The 17,616-nt window shown below is 67.4% G+C and carries 13 protein-coding genes, 3 pseudogenes and 1 CRISPR repeat array; of the genes and pseudogenes, 3 read left to right on the top strand and 13 right to left on the bottom strand.

What is annotated here, in order from left to right; genetic code table 11:
• Positions 1-386 precede the first annotated feature (386 nt).
• The 3 genes and pseudogenes from ACZ1HC_RS04195 to cas5c all read right to left on the bottom strand — a co-directional run.
• Positions 387-1,387 (bottom strand): annotated as a pseudogene (locus ACZ1HC_RS04195) (IS256 family transposase); the annotation flags it as partial.
• Positions 1,388-1,440: 53 nt separating this feature from the next.
• Positions 1,441-2,003: a CRISPR direct-repeat array (repeat unit 32 nt; unit sequence GTTTCGATCCACGCCCCCGCATAAGGGGCGAC).
• A 55-nt stretch (positions 2,004-2,058) separates the two neighbouring features.
• Positions 2,059-3,687 (bottom strand): annotated as a pseudogene (cas8c, locus tag ACZ1HC_RS04190) (type I-C CRISPR-associated protein Cas8c/Csd1); the annotation flags it as partial.
• Positions 3,684-4,496 (bottom strand): type I-C CRISPR-associated protein Cas5c, encoded by an 813-nt coding sequence (gene cas5c, locus ACZ1HC_RS04185; RefSeq protein WP_472698893.1) that lies wholly within the window; start codon positions 4,494-4,496, stop codon positions 3,684-3,686. The gene cas5c and the pseudogene cas8c, both read right to left, overlap by 4 nt.
• Positions 4,497-4,667: 171 nt before the next feature.
• Between cas5c and ACZ1HC_RS04180 the strand changes: the two are divergent.
• Positions 4,668-5,866 (top strand): annotated as a pseudogene (locus ACZ1HC_RS04180) (IS256 family transposase).
• A gap of 30 nt (positions 5,867-5,896) precedes the next feature.
• Here the strand turns inward: ACZ1HC_RS04180 and ACZ1HC_RS04175 are convergent.
• From ACZ1HC_RS04175 to ACZ1HC_RS04130, 10 genes are all read right to left on the bottom strand, one after another.
• Complete coding sequence (locus ACZ1HC_RS04175) at positions 5,897-6,097, bottom strand: hypothetical protein (RefSeq protein ID WP_472698892.1); 201 nt, start codon at positions 6,095-6,097, stop codon at positions 5,897-5,899.
• 204 nt (positions 6,098-6,301) lie between these two features.
• Entirely contained in the window at positions 6,302-6,967 is a 666-nt protein-coding gene (locus ACZ1HC_RS04170; protein ID WP_472698891.1) for a FadR/GntR family transcriptional regulator, read from the bottom strand.
• Between the two features lie 2 nt (positions 6,968-6,969).
• On the bottom strand, positions 6,970-7,791 hold the full coding sequence (locus ACZ1HC_RS04165; protein ID WP_472700779.1) for a sulfite exporter TauE/SafE family protein: 822 nt from the start codon (positions 7,789-7,791) through the stop codon (positions 6,970-6,972).
• 12 nt (positions 7,792-7,803) lie between these two features.
• Positions 7,804-8,553, bottom strand: coding sequence for a DUF1028 domain-containing protein (locus ACZ1HC_RS04160; RefSeq protein WP_472698890.1), 750 nt, complete (start codon positions 8,551-8,553; stop codon positions 7,804-7,806).
• A gap of 2 nt (positions 8,554-8,555) precedes the next feature.
• Complete coding sequence (locus ACZ1HC_RS04155; protein WP_472698889.1) at positions 8,556-10,346, bottom strand: gamma-glutamyltransferase family protein; 1,791 nt, start codon at positions 10,344-10,346, stop codon at positions 8,556-8,558.
• A 10-nt stretch (positions 10,347-10,356) separates the two neighbouring features.
• Positions 10,357-11,241: an ABC transporter permease gene (locus tag ACZ1HC_RS04150; RefSeq protein WP_472698888.1), complete on the bottom strand. Its 885-nt coding sequence runs from the start codon at positions 11,239-11,241 to the stop codon at positions 10,357-10,359.
• Entirely contained in the window at positions 11,241-12,185 is a 945-nt protein-coding gene (locus tag ACZ1HC_RS04145; protein WP_472698887.1) for an ABC transporter permease, read from the bottom strand. The genes ACZ1HC_RS04150 and ACZ1HC_RS04145 overlap by 1 nt, the downstream gene beginning before the upstream one ends.
• A gap of 120 nt (positions 12,186-12,305) precedes the next feature.
• Positions 12,306-13,808: an ABC transporter substrate-binding protein gene (locus ACZ1HC_RS04140; RefSeq protein ID WP_472698886.1), complete on the bottom strand. Its 1,503-nt coding sequence runs from the start codon at positions 13,806-13,808 to the stop codon at positions 12,306-12,308.
• Between the two features lie 32 nt (positions 13,809-13,840).
• Positions 13,841-14,908 carry an ABC transporter ATP-binding protein gene (locus tag ACZ1HC_RS04135; RefSeq protein ID WP_472698885.1) on the bottom strand — a complete coding sequence of 356 codons (1,068 nt, stop codon included), beginning with the start codon at positions 14,906-14,908 and terminating at the stop codon, positions 13,841-13,843.
• A complete protein-coding gene (locus tag ACZ1HC_RS04130) occupies positions 14,905-15,900 on the bottom strand; it encodes an ABC transporter ATP-binding protein (RefSeq protein WP_472698884.1) in 996 nt (331 codons plus the stop codon). Before ACZ1HC_RS04130 ends, ACZ1HC_RS04135 begins: the two co-directional genes overlap by 4 nt.
• Positions 15,901-16,117: 217 nt before the next feature.
• On the opposite strand from ACZ1HC_RS04130, the gene ACZ1HC_RS04125 reads away from it, so the two are divergent.
• Both ACZ1HC_RS04125 and ACZ1HC_RS04120 read left to right on the top strand, forming a co-directional pair.
• Positions 16,118-17,044, top strand: coding sequence for a LysR family transcriptional regulator (locus ACZ1HC_RS04125; RefSeq protein ID WP_472698883.1), 927 nt, complete (start codon positions 16,118-16,120; stop codon positions 17,042-17,044).
• A gap of 106 nt (positions 17,045-17,150) precedes the next feature.
• A complete protein-coding gene (locus ACZ1HC_RS04120; protein WP_472698882.1) occupies positions 17,151-17,594 on the top strand; it encodes a DoxX family protein in 444 nt (147 codons plus the stop codon).
• The last annotated feature ends 22 nt before the right edge of the window (positions 17,595-17,616 follow it).

Raw genomic sequence — 17,616 nt, 5'->3', positions numbered from 1 at the left:
ACATGTGCGGTCGCTCAATGATCTTGCTGCACCACTCACATGCTATCGGCGGGTGCTTGATACGCACGCCATAATCGACGCAGGCTTGACTGCAATACTGACAGTCTTGCCTACGGGCCATAAACTCTTTCCGGCAGTGCAGGCAAACCTTCGGATGCCGGCGGGCGCGATTGTTGCACGTCACGCTGCAGTAGATGGCATGGGCAAATCGCGACGGCGCAACCGCCTTGCCGCAGTGGGCACATTCTGGTCGCGTTGCCTTCGCCTCAAGTCGTGCGATCTTTTCTAGAGAATGGTAATGTTCATTGTAGCACTTCCGGCTGCAGAACGATAGTGCCCCAGGGCATGGTGTATGAGCGCCGACCCCCGGAAAGATTAGGGTTCGATCAGGATGCCACGGCGGGCAGCCTGACGTTGGGATTGTCGGTGACGCGGGCGAGCGTTTCAAGGCTCATATAGCGCCGGGCGACGGTCCACTCGTCGTTTGTCTCGAGCATCAGCGCGCCGACGAGACGAATGACTGCATCATCGTTCGGAAAGATGCCGATCACGTCAGCGCGTCGCTTCACCTCGCGGTTCACCCGTTCCAGTGGATTTGTGCTGGCGATCTGAGCCCAGTGTTCGCGGGGGAAGGACATGTAGGCCAGCACGTCGTCACGGGAGGCGTCCATCAGGGCGCCCAGCTTCGACTGCTTCTCACGCAACGCATCCGCGACGATATCCCACTGCTTTTCCGCCTCGGCCTTGGTTTGCCTCGAGCGAAGATCGTCTTCAGCATCGCCGCCATGGCGGTGCGGCTCTTGGCTGGAGCATGGGCCAAGGCGTTGCGCATCCAATGAACCCGGCATCTCTGGTGGGTTGCGTTGAAGACCCGGCGCGCGGCGGCCCGCAGACCCTTGTGGTCGTCGGCGATTACCAGCTTCACGCCGCGCAAACCGCGGTCGGCTAAGGAGCGCAGGAACTTCATCCAGAACGCCTCGGCCTCAGAGAGGCCAGTCGCGACCCCCAGCACCTCGCGCTTGCCATCCTCGTTCACGGCGACAGCGATTATCACGGCATGGCTGACAATCCGCCCGCCTTCGCGCACCTTCAGGTAGGTCGCGTCGAGCCACAGGTAGGGCCAAGCGCCCTCCAACGGACGGCTCAGGAACGCATTCACCCGCTCGTCGATCTCGGCGCAGAGGCGGCTGACCTGGCTTTTGGACATGCCGCCTGCGCCCATGGCCTTGACCAGGTCGTCGACCGAGCGGGTTGAGACACCGTGAACATAGGCTTCCTGGATCACCGCCACCAAGGCCTTCTCGGCTGTGCGGCGCGGTTCCAGAAAGCTGGGAAAGTAGCTGCCCTTCCGGAGCTTCGGGATCTCCAGCGTGATCCGCCCGGCACGCCCCCGCATAAGGGGCGACGGACCGTCCCGGCCCAGCGCATCAAGGGCAGAGTGTTTCGATCCACGCCCCCGCATAAGGGGCGACATCCGGCGCGGTTCCACGGGCGCGTATCGCGTCGGTTTCGATCCACGCCCCCGCATAAGGGGCGACGCCCAGATCACGTCCCACCAGAGCAAGCGGATCCCGTTTCGATCCACGCCCCCGCATAAGGGGCGACGTTCGGGTGACGGTCTTGAGCCGGCGGGGCTTGCGCGTTTCGATCCACGCCCCCGCATAAGGGGCGACAAGCCGGTCCCTTGTAGTAGGGGTCAGCCCATAGGTTTCGATCCACGCCCCCGCATAAGGGGCGACTCGCCAGCCCGGCCCGCTTCGCCTCGTCCATCGTGTTTCGATCCACGCCCCCGCATAAGGGGCGACGGTCTATCTCGGTCTTTTCTTCAATCGACCAAGAGTTTCGATCCACGCCCCCGCATAAGGGGCGACCATCTTCGGATGGGGATCGGTGTCCGCTGTCACCCGTTTCGATCCACGCCCCCGCATAAGGGGCGACTGGGGATCCATCCTTGAGGACGTGGTAGCGCGGGTTTCGATCCACGCCCCCGCATAAGGGGCGATGGTAATAGCCGATCCCGAACAGCGCCTGTTCAGCACTGGCCAGCGAAGCCGGGATCGGATCGTCGCCGGGATCCATCAGATCGGTGATCGATCCGAGCAGCTTTTCCAGATTAACCGCACGGCCCGGACTTTGCTTGCGCAGTTTCGAGAAATGGTTCTGGGAACTCGCGTCCAGGGTGCGGAACACTTTTTGCGGTGTAGCCGAAGCCGAGCCATAGAACTTGTCCTTGATCGTCGCGTTCACGTTTCCGCCTAGTGCGGCACGCTGGACTTCTTCATAGACGGCGAACAGCCGGCCAAGAATATAGCCCTTGTTCGTATTGGCGGGATCCAAAGCCACAGGGGCCTCCTTCGAATTGAAATTGCGGATCAGGACGGATTTCAGGATTGCGGCGCGCAGGGCGTTTACCGCGCCATCGGCACGGATGCGCATCAGCACCGTGGACAGCAGCGTCAGGGGATAAGGCGTTCCCATCACAATCGCACGCATCCAGTCGCCTGCGATCAGCGGAGGCACGTTTTCCCGTTTGCCCAAAACGGCCAGTTCGGCCAGGTAACGCCACAAGGGCGGCCAGTCATCGCGGGGCGGGGGTTCAATCGCCATTTCGGCCAGATAGCGACGATAGTTTGCGGCCAGCGTGCCGAAATCGCTTTCCCACCAGAACCGCACCGACAGGCGCGCGGCGTTCGGTGCCAAGCCCAGGAGATGAAAGCGCACGCCATGGGCCAGTCCGGGGGCGATCCGGGACAGTGGCTTGCCGTCGCGCATCAGCAGCAGCTTTTCCTTGATCCTGTTTTCCGCGATCCCTTCGTCGTCACCGGCTTTAGCACGCGCCCCGAACATGATGCCCGCCCATTTGTCCGCCTCCTCGGCGGCTGCCTGATCCTGGCAGTCGGCCCAGAACACCGTCGAGGCGTCGCCGATCTGGATACGGTGGTTGGGGTCGGCCAGAAAACAGTTCAGCGCGGTGGTATAGGCAAAAGCGGCAGCCTCGGACACGGGGGCATTGTCCCCCTGTTCGTGGCCATAGGAGGTGAAGGCGTCCAGATTGAACGAGATCATGCTGGCGCCCGAGGATTGCGCCCCCCATACACCCTTGATCGACGGATGCAGCCGCGCCACGGGGGCGGCGTTGCCCGTGACAAGGCAAATCTGTGGGTCCGAGGCCGCTTCGGCCCCGACCCTTCTCCACAATTCCTTGGCAGCCGGGCGGTCGTGCAGAAAGGTGAACTCGGATGACAGGCGGAACACCAGGTTCTGGTCGCGAACATCGTCATGCCAGGTCGGCGGGGCAAATCCTTCCGGCGACCAGCTTTCCAGAAAGCGGCGCAGCGCCACGAGTCCCTCATCCGTTGCGTCGGCCAGCCAGTCCAGGTGCTTTACCTTGAAGGCCGCATGCTCCTCGGCGGTGCGCTTGCCCGCGCCCCCGGTCACGCCCAGCACATAGGCCGTCTTGTCCCACAGAAAGTTCGGGTCGATCCCGACCGTCCGCTTCTTTGCCTGCGGCACCAAAATCATCCCGGGACTGCGCTTCTTGTCGTCCCCGCGCAGGTCCGCCACCTCGGCCACCGAACCATCGGCATTCAACACAACGCAGAAGCCGATCTTTTCGGACGAATAACCAAAAACCGGCCTGTCGGGGAGGCGGTCATAGGCGCGGACCAGGGCGGCCAGCAGGCTCATCGTTTCACCTGGGGGCTGCCGGAGGGTGGAACGTCGATCACGCCGTCGCGCAGCGTGGCGCGGAACAGCAGCGACGGGCGACCGGGGGCGGCGTGGTCGATGTCCCACAGCATGAAGCCCAGATCGCGCGGCGTGCCGAAGCCAAGGTCCGCCGTTTCTGCATCGGGCGCCCGGAACGGCGCCGGGGTCGCCGTGGGCCTGCCGTAGCGGCACAGATCGCCCCAGCCGGGGCCTTGAGGACCGGGCACGGGTGCGCCCGGTTCAATCAGCGTAAAACTGGCGGCGAACTCGCGGGTGCCCAGACAGGGCTGGTGAAAGCACTGCCCGCGCGCGGCGCGGCGATTGAAGATGTCCAGGTGCTTGCCCTCGGTGTCCGAGGCATCGGCGCGGATGGTCAGTTCGAAATGTGCTTCGATCACATAGGCGGGGTTCACCAGCACGGTAGAGGCACGCTGCTGACGATCCTCATCGACCAGCAATTGCACGCCCATCAAGTCGCCTCGGTTCATCGCCCGCTTAATCGTGCCCGCCGGGGCCTTATGTCCGACCTCGTTGCGGCGGATGGATTGAAAGCTGATCGGTTCCAGCACGTGAATGCGGTCGATCACCCAGCGGATGGCAGGCTTCCAGTGGATGGCTTCCAGGATGCCGCGCGCGGCCGACGGCGGCATCACGTCATAGGACGTGCGTTCGACCTTCAATTCGGGGCGGGTGAACAGGGCACGAGGCCCCCAGACGTGCAAACGAACACCGTAGGTCAATTTTTGATCCAACAAACAGCAGGGATGTCTGCCGCCAATCTTGGGCAAGCGACAACTCGCCTGTCAATATATCGGCTGTGTCCCATGTGGTGGTGTAGGAGGCCGCGCGCGGAGCCTTTGGCGTAGCGCAGCGCGCGGCCGTAGGTAACGCTGGCGGTCATCGCCGATCTTCGGAGTAGGTTTGGGTTGCAAGACCTGAAACCTGGAATGGAGACGACGATGACCAATGACAGAATGGCGCTAATCGAGCTGGTTGAGAAGCAGGCTGATGGCGATCTCGTGCGCGAGATGCTGGCCTTTGCGGCCGAGCGGATCATGGAAGCCGAAGTTGAGGCGCGGACAGGGGCTGCCAAGGGGGCGCGAACGCCCCTGCGGGAGGTTCAGCGCAACGGATACCGTGACCGCGATTGGGACACCCGTGCCGGGCGGATCACGCTGGAGATCCCGAAGCTCCGGAAGGGCAGCTACTTTCCCAGCTTTCTGGAACCGCGCCGCACAGCCGAGAAGGCCTTGGTGGCGGTGATCCAGGAAGCCTATGTTCACGGTGTCTCAACCCGCTCGGTCGACGACCTGGTCAAGGCCATGGGCGCAGGCGGCATGTCCAAAAGCCAGGTCAGCCGCCTCTGCGCCGAGATCGACGAGCGGGTGAATGCGTTCCTGAGCCGTCCGTTGGAGGGCGCTTGGCCCTACCTGTGGCTCGACGCGACCTACCTGAAGGTGCGCGAAGGCGGGCGGATTGTCAGCCATGCCGTGATAATCGCTGTCGCCGTGAACGAGGATGGCAAGCGCGAGGTGCTGGGGGTCGCGACTGGCCTCTCTGAGGCCGAGGCGTTCTGGATGAAGTTCCTGCGCTCCTTAGCCGACCGCGGTTTGCGCGGCGTGAAGCTGGTAATCGCCGACGACCACAAGGGTCTGCGGGCCGCCGCGCGCCGGGTCTTCAACGCAACCCACCAGAGATGCCGGGTTCATTGGATGCGCAACGCCTTGGCCCATGCTCCAGCCAAGAGCCGCACCGCCATGGCGGCGATGCTGAAGACGATCTTCGCTCGAGGCAAACCAAGGCCGAGGCGGAAAAGCAGTGGGATATCGTCGCGGATGCGTTGCGTGAGAAGCAGTCGAAGCTGGGCGCCCTGATGGACGCCTCCCGTGACGACGTGCTGGCCTACATGTCCTTCCCCCGCGAACACTGGGCTCAGATCGCCAGCACAAATCCACTGGAACGGGTGAACCGCGAGGTGAAGCGACGCGCTGACGTGATCGGCATCTTTCCGAACGATGATGCAGTCATTCGTCTCGTCGGCGCGCTGATGCTCGAGACAAACGACGAGTGGACCGTCGCCCGGCGCTATATGAGCCTTGAAACGCTCGCCCGCGTCACCGACAATCCCAACGTCAGGCTGCCCGCCGTGGCATCCTGATCGAACCCTAATCTTTCCGGGGGTCGGCGCTCATACACCATGCCCTGGGGCACTATCCTCTGCGCCCGCCATGGCCTGGCGCAACAAGCGCATCTGCGCGGCGATCTCCTTCAGGGTCTCCGAGAGATCGCGGCCCAAATCCGGGGCCTGGTCCTCGGGCCGGTCCAGCAAGTTCAGCAACTTGGCCAGCGGCAGGAGCCGCGCCAGGGTTTCTACAGGCTGCGGCAGCATCTTGCCGATGAAGCGTCGGTGATGTCGCTCAGCATATTGCAGTCGTCGGACCGGACCCGTCCTCGAAGGTTAGCAAAGATAAACTGAATGCGCCTCATCGGCTGTGCGCTCAGCCAGAAGTGCGGCCCCCTCTGGTTCATGGCCAGCATGAGGCCGTCAACATGCTGGCATGAAAGTCACATTTGTGGGAAACCGGCCCGGGGCTCAGACGGTCGAGGCCACGAAGCGCAGGTGCAGGCGCTGTGCGGCGCCCGCCTGAAGCGAGTTGCCCGAGGCGATGGCATCGAAGATCGCGCGATGCTGTTCGCCCAGGATGCGCATGATCTCGGGAATGTTCGTCTCGGCCCGCCGCGCGCGCCAGTTCGCCTCGCGGCGCATCTGCCGGATCAGGTCGTACATCTCGAGATACAGCGCGTTCCCGGCAAGCTGGGCGATGCGGTAATGGAACACCTCATCGGCCAGATCGTAGTCCTGCGGCGTGGCGGCGTCCCGCGAGCGCTGCATGAGGTCGCGAAGCGGGTCCAGATCCTCGGGGCGGGCATGAATGGCCGCCAGTTCCGCCAGGCGCGGCTCGATCCGGCGGCGGACGTCCATCAACTGGTCCAGCGTCAGATCCCCGGCCAGCAGCCGGCGGCGACTGGCGTCGGGATGGGGCGGGGGCACCGCGAAGGTGCCCTGGCCGTGCCGGCGAAAGACGATGCCGCGGGCCTGCAACTCGTCCAGGGCCAGGCGCAGGCGGCGGCGCGGCACGCCCAGGCTGTCGCAGAGGGCACGCTCGGGCGGCAGCCGGCCGCCCTTCGCTCGGGCCTCTGCCAGGACCGGATCGAGGGCCGCGATGACGGAGCGCAGGTTCCGGTCGGCGGGCTCCATGCTCAGGACCCCGCCAGATCGACGAACATCCGCAGCGAGGTCAGAAGCAGGAAGCCTCCGAAGGCCAGCCGCAGGGCACGGCGCGGTATGGTATGGGCCAGGCGCACCCCGAACGGCGCGAAGAGGGTGGACAGCGGGATGATGACGGCCGCCGCCAGAAGGTTCACGAAGCCCACCGAAAACGGCGGCAGGCCATCAAGGCCGATCCCGGTGAGCGCGTAGATGAGGGCGCCGGGAAGCCCGATCAGGAAGCCGATCGCCGCCGATGTTCCCACGGCGCGGCGGATGTCGTAGCCCAGGAAGTTCAGAAGCGGCACGCCGATGGTGCCGCCGCCGATCCCCATCATCGCGCTGAGCGTGCCGGTCAGGATGCCGAAGGCCGCCCAGACCGATGGCGGGAAGCCTTTCGGCTCGGGGTCAGATCGTCCCTTGCGCAGGATCATGTCGGCCGCGACGATCAGCGCGACCGTCGCGAAGACGCCGATCAGGACGCTGCCGGACACGATCCCGCCCAAGAGGCTGCCGATCACCACGCCGACCAGGATCGACGGCGCCCAGAGCCGCAGAAGCCTGGTGTCGATCGCGCCGCGCCTGTGGTGGGCCCAGCCCGAGACCAGCGAGGTGAAGACGATGGTGGCAAGCGACGTGCCCACCGCAACCTTCATCGTCAGGGCCGGGTCCATGCCCGTCAGCGTCAGCGCGAAATAGAGCGCGGGCACGATGACGATGCCGCCCCCGACGCCCAGAAGCCCGGCCAGGATGCCGCCCGCGATCCCGGCCCCCACGGCCACCGCCGCCAGTTCCAGAAGCGCGGTCAGGGTCATGGCCTGCATCTCTCAGGTCCTGGGGGTGGCGTGCGAGAGGCTGGGCAGGCCGGCAGCCTGGCGGGCCTCCTCGGCCTCGCGGATGCGGCGGTCGATGTCGGCACGATCCGGGGCGCCGCTGAAATTGGCCTGCGTGGGCATGATCTCGGCCACGAACAGATAGCGTTCGCGCGCGACTGCCAGCAGGCGGCGCAGTTCGGCCAGCGGGTCGGCATGGTCGTCCGCGCGCAGATCCAGCCAGGGATGGGCCTCGCCGCGGTGGATGCGCAGGCCGGCCGCCTGCCGGCCGCGCGCGTCGCCGCCGGCATCCTCGCCGGCCTGCATGGCCGCAAGCAGCCTGTCGGCGAAGGGCAGGTCGGCGCGCGCCGCGTAGGTCCGGGCGGTGGCGGCGATGACCTCGGGCCCGGTCAGCATGTTGCCGGCGATGGACCAGCCGGCACCGGACAAGTGGCCCGCCCAGGGCACGCAATCCGATCCGGTATGCGCCGCGATACCGCCTTGGGCATCCATGGCATGGGCCTGGCGCTGTGCCTGACCCCGGTCGCGTGCCACCAGATCGGCCAGCACGGCGTCCGCGGGCTCTCCGGCCTCCAGCCGCGCCAGGCCTTCGGTACCCCAGACCGGGTTCACGAAGGCCTGCGTGGCGAAGGCCGCCTGCCGTCCCACATGGGGCACCAGCGAGCCGCAGGCGAAGAACCGGCTTGCCACGGCGATGCCGATGTCGCCGCTGGTGTCGTCACGGGCGATGATGGACCAGGTCATGTTCAGCGCCCCACGGCATAGGCTTGCATCAGGCGCGGCGTGGCGGCGGCGGTCAGCATGCCGTCGGCCTCTCGCCGGGCCGCGGTCAGCCGGCCCACGCTCCAGGGTTCGGCAACCGTGACGTCGTGGCCCCGGGCGCGCAGATCGGCGATCACTTCTTCGCCGAAGGCCGGTTCGACCATCAGCGCGCCGGGACGCACTTCGCGCGGATAGAAGCTGGACTGGAAGTGGCTGGTGTGGAACAGCGGGCTGTCCATGCCGTGCTGCATCCCCAGCCCGTGATGGACGTAGCGCAGGAACCAGATCAGCTGCCACTGGTCCTGCTGGTCGCCGCCGGGCGTGCCGAAGGCGATGCGGGTGCCGTCCTTTTCCGCCAGCGAGGGCGTCAGCGTGGTGCGCGGGCGCGCGCCGGGCTTCAGCGAACTGGGCAGCCCCTCGCGCAGCCAGAACATCTGCGCGCGGCTGTTCAAGGGGAAGCCCAGCCCGGGCACGACGGGGCTCGATTGCAGCCAGCCCCCGGACGGGGTGGCGCTGACCATGTTGCCCCAGCGGTCGATCACGTCGATATGGACGGTGTCGCCGCGCCTGTCGGTCAGATGCGCCATCGTCGGCTCGCCCGCCGTGACGCCCCGGGCGGCCTCGAAGTCGGTGGCGGCGCGGGCGATCGCGTCATCCGCCAGATGTTCCAGACCCGGCAGGCGCCCCGGGCGCTGCTCGAGGCTTGCCCGCGGGCCGATCAGGGCGGCGCGCCGGGCCCCGTAGTCGTCCGACAGCAGCACATCCATCGGGATGTCGAAGTGATCGGGGTCGCCGTAATAGGCCTCGCGGTCGGCGTAAGCCAGCTTCATCGCCTCGGTCACGACATGGACGAAATCCGCGCCCATCGGGTCCATCGCGGCCAGATCGACGTTCTTGAGGATCTGGAGGGTTTGCAGCAGCACCGGCCCCTGCGACCAGGGCGCGGTCTTGTATACCGTCCAGCCGTGATGCTCGACCGACAGCGGGGCTTCCCAGCTTGCCCGCCATTCCGCCAGATCCTCGCGCGACAGGACGCCGGAGTGGGCGCTGCCCGAGACATCCATGACCGAGGCCTCGGCCAGATAGCTGCAGATCGCGTCGGCGACGAAGCCCTGCGACCAGATCCTGCGCGCCGCGTCGATGCGCGCCTCGCGCGTGTCGCCCTGGGCCTCGTCGACGATCCGCTGCCAGGTGGCCGCCAGATCGGGGTTCCTGAACAGCGTCCAGGGCGCTGGCGCGTCGCCGCCGGGAAGCCAGGTCGCGGCGCTGGTCGGCCATTCGCTGCGCAGGAAGTCCGCCAGATCGGCGATGGTCTTGGACACGCGCGGCAGCACCGGGTGGCCGTCGCGGGCATAGCCGATGGCGGGGGCGAGGACATCGGCAAGGTCCATGCTGCCGTGATCGCGCAGCATCAGCATCCAGCCGTCGAACGCGCCCGGCACGACCGTTGCCAGAAGCCCCGAGCCGGGGATCAGCCCGTCCCCGAAATGGCTGCGATAGTGGTCCATCGTGGCGCCCCTGGGCGCGACGCCCTGGGCGCACAGCACCCGCGTCTCGCCGGTGCGAGCGACATGAACCAGCGCCGGCAGATCGCCCGCCGGCCCGTTCAGGTGCGGCTCGACCACCTGCAGCACCAGCGCCGTCGCCACCGCCGCGTCGAAGGCGTTGCCGCCGCGTTCCAGAACCCCCATCCCCGCCGCGGAAGCGATCCAGTGGGTCGAGGCGACGGTGCCGAAGGTGCCCCGGATGTCAGGGCGGGTGGTGAAGCTGGTCATGGTGTCTCCTTTAGTCTTCTCGGGGGTCCAGGGCGTCGCGCAATCCGTCACCCAGAAGATTGAAGCCCAGCACCACCAGGAAGATCGCCACCCCCGGCCAGAGCGCCATCCAGGGGGCCTGCGACATGAAGCCCTTGGCCACGTTCAGCATGGCCCCCCAGCTTGGCGCGGGCGGCTGCTGGCCCAGGCCCAGAAACGACAGCGACGCCTCGGCGATGATCGCGCTGGCGACGGTCAGCGTGGCCTGCACCAGGATGGGCGGCAGGACGTTGGGAAAGATGTAGCGCCGCAGGATCACCGGCGTCGCCAGCCCCACGGCATGGGCGCTTTCGACATAGTCCTCGGCGGCCACGCTGATCGCCTGCCCGCGCGTGAGGCGGATGAACACGGGCGTGGCGGCGATGCCGATGGCGATCATGGCATTGGTCAGCGAGGGGCCCAGGAACGCCGCCAGGGCGATGGCGAGGATCAGGAACGGGATCGCCAGAAGCGCCTCGGTGCAGCGCGAGATGACGGCGTCGATCCAGCCGCCGAAATAGCCCGCCAGAATGCCCAGCGGCACGCCGATGACGATGGCGATGGCGACCGAGACGACCCCCGCCAGAAGCGAGGCGCGCGCCCCCCAGATCATCCGCGACAACTGGTCCCGGCCCAGTTCGTCCGTCCCCAGCCAATGGGCGGCCGAGGGGGCCTGGCGGATCGCGCTCCAATCGGCGGCGGCGGGGTCGGGGATCGGAAGCACCGGCGCCGACAGCGCGAGAAGCGCGAAGATGCCCACCAGAACCGCGCCGACAAGGGCGCTGCGATGGCCGCGCAGCTTTCGCCAGACGCGGCTTCTGGGGCGGCGGTGAAGCGCAGGGTCGATGGGATCGGCGGCGGCGGTGGGTTCGGTCATCAGCCGGTCCTCAGGCGCGGGTTCAGAAGGGCATAGGCGGCGTCGGCCACCAGGTTCATCAGGATGAAGCCCAGGGCCGTCACCAGCACGACACCTTGGACGACCGCGTAATCGCGGTTGAACACGGCATCGACGATCATCTTGCCAAAGCCCGGGATGGTGAAGATCTGCTCGGTCAGGACCGCCCCGGCGATCAGTTCGCCAAATAGCAGCGCCGACAGGGTGACGACAGGCGTCAGCGCGTTGCGGAAGGCGTGGCGCATCACCACCGTCGGCTCGGCCAGGCCCTTGGCGCGCGCGGTGCGGACATAGTCCTGGCCCATCACCCCCAGCATGGACGACCGCGTGTGCCGCATCAGCGACGCCGCCAGCGAGGTGCCAAGCACGAAGGCCGGCATCAGCATGGTGCGGATGGACTGCACCGGATCCTCGCTCAGCGGCACATAGCCCGATGCGGGCAGAAGCTGCCAGTTCACCGACACCAGCAGGATCAGCATGATCCCCAGCCAGAAATTCGGGATCGACAGGCCCGACAGCGCCACGATGTTGGCCAGATAGTCCGTCAGCGTGCCCTTCTTCACGGCCGAGAGGATCCCCGCGGGGATCCCGATCAGCGCGGCGAAGATCATCGACATCACCGCAAGCTGGATCGTCACCGGCAGCTTCTGCGCGATCATCGTGCTGACCGGCAGCCCGGTGCGGATCGATTCGCCCAGATCGCCCTGCACCACGCCCCTGACCCACAGAAGATACTGGACCCAGACCGGCTCGTTCAGCCGGTAGAGTTCGCGCAGGCGCGCCAGCGTCTCGGGGTCGCGATCCTCGCCGGCCAGCGCCAGGACCGGGTCGCCCGGCAGCATCTTCTGCAGCGCGAAGACGAACATCGAGATCAGGATCAGCGTGGGGATCGAGATCAGCAGCCTGCGGCCGAGATAGGAGAGCATGGTGAAACCTTGCATCGTGACGGCGCGCCCATCGGCGAAGATGCCCTGGCAGGCGGCGGACAAGGGCGGCGGCGGAAAAGGAAGGCGCCGGACCGGGACGTGCCCCGGTCCGGCCAGGGCTCACTCGGCCAGGGTGACGCCCTCGAGGCGGATCATGCCGTCGGGGCTGGGCGTGAAGCCCTGGACGTCATTCGACACGCCATAGAGCCAGGCCTCGTTGTACAGGTAGAACAGCGGCTTGTCGGCATCGAGGATGACGTTGGCCTGATGGTAAAGCTCCTTGCGGCGCTCCATGTCGCTGGTGCTGCGGGCCTCGGCCAGAAGGGCATCGACCTCGGGGTTGGAATACTTGCCGTCGTTGAAGCCGCCTTCGGTCGTCACGAAGCCGTAGATGTTGCCGTCCGGGTCGATCCGCCCCGACCAGCCGACCTGGCTGGCCTGGAAATCGCCGGCCGCCTGATCGGCCAGCATGGTCGCGAATTCCTTGGCGACGATGTTGACGCGGATCCCCGCCTCGGCCGCCATCGCCTGGATCATCTGGACGACCTGCTGGCTTTCGGGGGTGTTGGGCGCCTGAAGCTCGAGATCGACGCCGTCGGCATAGCCCGCCTCGGCCAGAAGGGCCTTGGCCCTTTCGACGTCGCGCGGGGGCACCGGGAAGGCCGGGTCGAAATAGGGGCTGACCTGGGGGACGAACTGGCTGGCGGGGGCGTTCAGCCCCGCGAAGACCACCTGGTTGATCGCCTCGCGGTCGATCGCCAGCGACAGCGCCTCGCGCAGGCGGGCATCCTGTCCGAAGGGCGTTTCCGCGCGCGGCCCGTTGCCGGTGTTGAAGGTGATGCCCTGGTAGCCCAGGCCGTCCGCCCGCTGGAAGGACAGATCGCCCGAGCCCTCGACCGTCGGCACGTCGGTCGCGGCCAGCCGGTTGATGAGGTCCAGATCGCCCGAGCGCAGGTTCGCAAGGCGCACGGTGGAATCCGGGATCGGCAGATAGGTCACGCCTTCCAGCTTGATGGCGTCGGCGTTCCAGTAGTCGTCGAACTTCTCGAGTTCGATCCGGTCCTGGGCCACGCGGCTGACGAAGCGGAACGGACCCGAGCATACCGGGTTGGCGGCCACGTCCGTGTCGAACGAGGCGGGCGACAGCATCATGCCCGCCCGGTCCGCCAGTTGCGCCAGAAGCGGCGCGTCGGGGGCAGACAGATGCAGGCGCACATGGGTCGGGTCCACCACCTCGACCCGCTCGATCGAGGTGATCTCGGACCTGCGCACGCTGTCCTCCAGCGTCTGCGACCGCTCGATGTTGGCCTTGACGGCCTCGGCGTCGAAGGGCGTGCCGTCGTGGAACACCACCCCCTCGCGCAGGGTCATGTCGATGGTCAGGCCGTCGTCGCTGACGGTCCATTCCGTCGCCAGTTCCGGCGTCAGTTCCAGTTCGGGCGTCACCTCGATCAGCTTGTCGCACAGCGCCGTGAAGACGATGCGGCCCACGAAGGTCCGGCTGCGCGCCGGGTCCAGCGCGTCGGGATCGCTTTCCAGACCGATGCGCAGGGTCTGGGCCTGCGCCCCCAGCGCGGTGCTGGCGAACAAGGCGGCCAGAAGCAGGGTTCTACGAAGCGGCATGTGAGGTTCTCTCCTGTTGTCCTGTTGTTTTTCTAGTCGTCGCTGCGCTGCGCGAGCGCGTCGCGATACATGGCGAAGCGGGTCCTGGCGCCGGTGCTGAGGGGCGGGGGCTGGTCCGGCAGGGCCGCGTCGGTCCCGATCTCGCGCCACCGGATGCAGGCCACCTCGGTCCCGCCCGCGTCCTCCAGCGGGGGGCGCCGCTCGGCGCAGCGGTCGATGGCGTAGGGGCACCGGGTGCGGAAGTGACAGCCCGAGGGCGGGTCCAGCGGGCTGGGCGTCTCGCCCTTCAGCGCAGTCCGGCCCGCGCCGCCCTCGGGGCCGGGAATGGCCGCCAGCAGGGCGCGGGTATAGGGGTGGCGGGGCGCGGCGAAGATGGCGTCGGTGGGACCCGTCTCGACGATCCGGCCCAGATACATCACCGCGATGCGGTCGCTCATCTGCCGGATCACCGCGAGGTCATGGGCGATCACGATCAGCGTCAGGTTCAGCCTGTCGCGCAGATCCGACAGCAGGTTGACGACCTGCGCCTGCACGCTGACATCCAGCGCGCTGACCGGCTCATCGCCGATCAGCACCCGGGGCCCCGAGGCCAAGGCCCGGGCGATCCCGATGCGCTGGCGCTGGCCGCCGCTGAACTCGTGCGGATAGCGGTCCATGTGTTCCGGACGCAGCCCCACCTGTCGCAACAGGCGCGCCACCTCGGCGCGGCGGTCGCTGGCGGTCATCTCGGGGCGATGCGCCTCGAGAGGCTCGCCCACCAGCCGCGCCACGCTGAGGCGCGGGTTCAGCGACGAGAACGGGTCCTGGAAGATGAACTGGACGTCGCGGCGCAGGGCGCGCAGCTGGCGGCCGGTCACGTCCGACATGTCCCGCCCGTCGATGTGGATCTGCCCCTCGGTCGGGGTCAGAAGCCGCATCAGCAGCCGGGCCAGGGTGGACTTGCCGCAGCCCGATTCGCCCACGATGGCCAGGGTTTCGCCCTGATGGACCGTCAGATCGACCCCATCGACGGCGTGAAGCATCCGCGGCTTGCGCAGAACCCCGCTGCCCACCGGGAATCGCTTGGCCAGGCCCCGGGCCCTGATGACCGGCTCGGTCATGCCGCGCCCCTCCAGTTGGCTTCCAGCGGCGCGAAGTGGCAGGCCGCGCGATGGGCGGGCGCCACGTCGGCCAGCGGCGGGGCCTCGGCGCGGCAGCGGGGCTGGGCGAAGGGGCAGCGGGTCGAGAAGCGGCAGCCCCCCGGCATGGTCTCGATCGAGGGCACGATGCCGGGAACCGTGGACAGCCGCATCCGCGGGCCGCGCAGGCGCGGGACCGACGACATCAGGCCGATGGTGTAGGGATGCTGGGGATCGGAGAAGATGGCATCGGCCGGGCCCGTCTCGACCACCCGCCCGGCGTACATGACGGCGACGGTGGTCGCGATCTCGGCGACGACCCCCAGATCGTGGGTGATCAGGATGGTCCCCATGCGGCCATCCCCCTGCAGTTCGGCGATCAGGTCCAGGATCTGCGCCTGGATGGTCACATCCAGCGCGGTGGTCGGTTCGTCGGCGATCAGCAGGTCGGGGTTGTTGACCAGGGCCATCGCGATCATGATCCGCTGGCGCATTCCCCCCGACATCTGGTGGGGGTAGTCGCGCATCCGCCGTTCGGGGGCGGGAATGCCCACGCGGCGCAGCATCGCCAGAGCCTGATCGCGCCCGTCGCCCGGGTTGTGGCGCCGCCAGGCTTCCGCGATCTGGTCGCCGACCCGGTAGGCCGGGTTCAGGCTGGACATGGGTTCTTGGAAGATCATCCCGATCCGGCGGCCGCGAAGGCTTGCGACGGCGGCCCGGTCCCTCAGGTCGATGGCCTTGCCGTCGAAGGTCATCCGCCCCGACAGCCCCTCGCGCAGGCCCGGCGCCAGCAGGCCCATGATCGCCAGCGAGGTCAGGCTCTTGCCGCAGCCGGATTCGCCGACGATGCACAGCGTCTCGCCCCGGCGGACCGACAGCGACACGCCGTCCAGCAGCGGCGCCTGATGAGGCGGCACCTTCAGCGACAGGTGGTCAAGCCGCATCAGCGTGTCGGTCGGGGAAGGCAGGGGCATCGCGCAAACCAATTTGTGATTGGTTCACCGTAGTTCCCTTAGGTCACGTTGCAAGCCAAAACTTTCCCGGCTCCTCTGCCGCCTGCCTCTGGTCCCGCGGCTGCCCGATTTGCAGGCGGCTGCGGGCAAAGGCCGTGATCCTTGGCAGCGGGGCATTTTCGGGGGAATGATGGCAGGGTCTTCAGGCATCGGCGGCGGTGATCCCCGGGGGGCGCGATTGGATCGACTTGACTGCGACCGGATGTTCGTCGCCGTGATCGAGACCGGAAGCTTCACCGCTGCCGCCCAGCGGCTCGGCGCCAGTTCAGGCCAGGCCTCGAAGCTGGTGTCCCGGCTCGAGGCCGAACTGGGCGTGAGGCTGTTGAATCGCACGACCCGCTCGATCTCTCTGACCGAGGCCGGGGCCGCCTACTACGACCGGCTGCGGGCGCTGCTGGACGACTATGACGATCTTGATGCGGCGGTCCGCAACGTCTCGCAAACGCCGCGCGGCAGGCTTCGGCTGACCGCGCCCCTGACCTTCGGGGTGGTCGAGCTGGCTCCGGCGCTTGACGATTTCGCGCTGCGCTTTCCGCGGATCGACTTGGATGTGACCTTTTCGGACCGGGTCGCCAATCTGGTCGAGGAAGGCTTCGACCTGGCGATCCGCGTCGGCCGGCCTGTGGATTCAAGCCTTGTGGCCCGCAGGCTCTGCGACGTGCGGATCGTCGTGGTCGGGGCAGGGGCCTATCTCGACCGAAGGGGCGAGCCCGAGGGGCCGGAGGATCTGGCAGGGCATGACTGCGTGATCGACACCAACTTCCCGACGCCCGATCGCTGGCCGTTCCGCCTGCCCGACGGCAGCGCCCGGGTGGTGCCGGTCAGCGGCCGCATCCGCTATTCTAACGCCGAGGCCTGCCTGCGCGCCGCCGAGGCCGGCCTGGGTCTGGCCCGCGTGCCCAGCTTCGTGGCCGGCCGGTCCCTTCGCGACGGCCGCCTGCGCGGCATCCTGCAGGACTTCGAGACGACGCCCTACGTTGTCCATGCGATCTATCCTCACAGCCGGCACCTGCCGGCCAAGATCCGCCTTCTGGTCGATTTCCTGGCTGATCGCTACAAGGGGGCAGCGCAGCGGGGACAGGTGCGGGATCCATTCCTTCCATAGGGGATGCAATGATCTTCCAGTTCCCCGGATTATCGCGCGCCTCAGCCGGGTCCATGTTGGCCGGGACGACGACGCAGATGCGTCCCATCCTGAAAGGACCGATCCGATGACCCATGCCACTGCACCCGATACCGCCCGCCTGTCAGCGGCCGCGCAGGCCAGCCGTGCCGATCTTGCCGCCGCCCTGCTGCGGGTGTCGTCGGGCGCGCTGTTCCTGGCCCATGCCGGGCTGAAGATTTTCGTCTTTACGCCCGCCGGCACCGCGGCCTACTTCGCCAGCCTCGGCCTGCCCGGGCCGCTTGCCTATCTTGTCATCGCCGCCGAACTTCTGGGCGGCATCGCCCTGATCCTGGGCATCCGCACCCGCCAGGTGTCGCTGGCCCTGGTGCCGATCCTGCTGGGCTCGATCTACGTCCCCCATGGGGCCGCGGGCTTCTTCTTTTCCAACGAGGGCGGCGGCTGGGAGTTTCCGGCATTCTGGGCGGTGGCTCTGCTGGCCCAGTCCCTGCTGGGCGGCGGCGCCTATGCCGTGCAGCGCGACCGCGCCTAAGACCCTTGGGCTGCGGGCGGCG

This window comes from Paracoccus sp. BR5-17 (genome assembly GCF_055693925.1).
The sequence above is the reverse complement of the archived record's forward strand: the minus strand, read 5'-3'. Positions and strand labels throughout refer to the sequence as shown.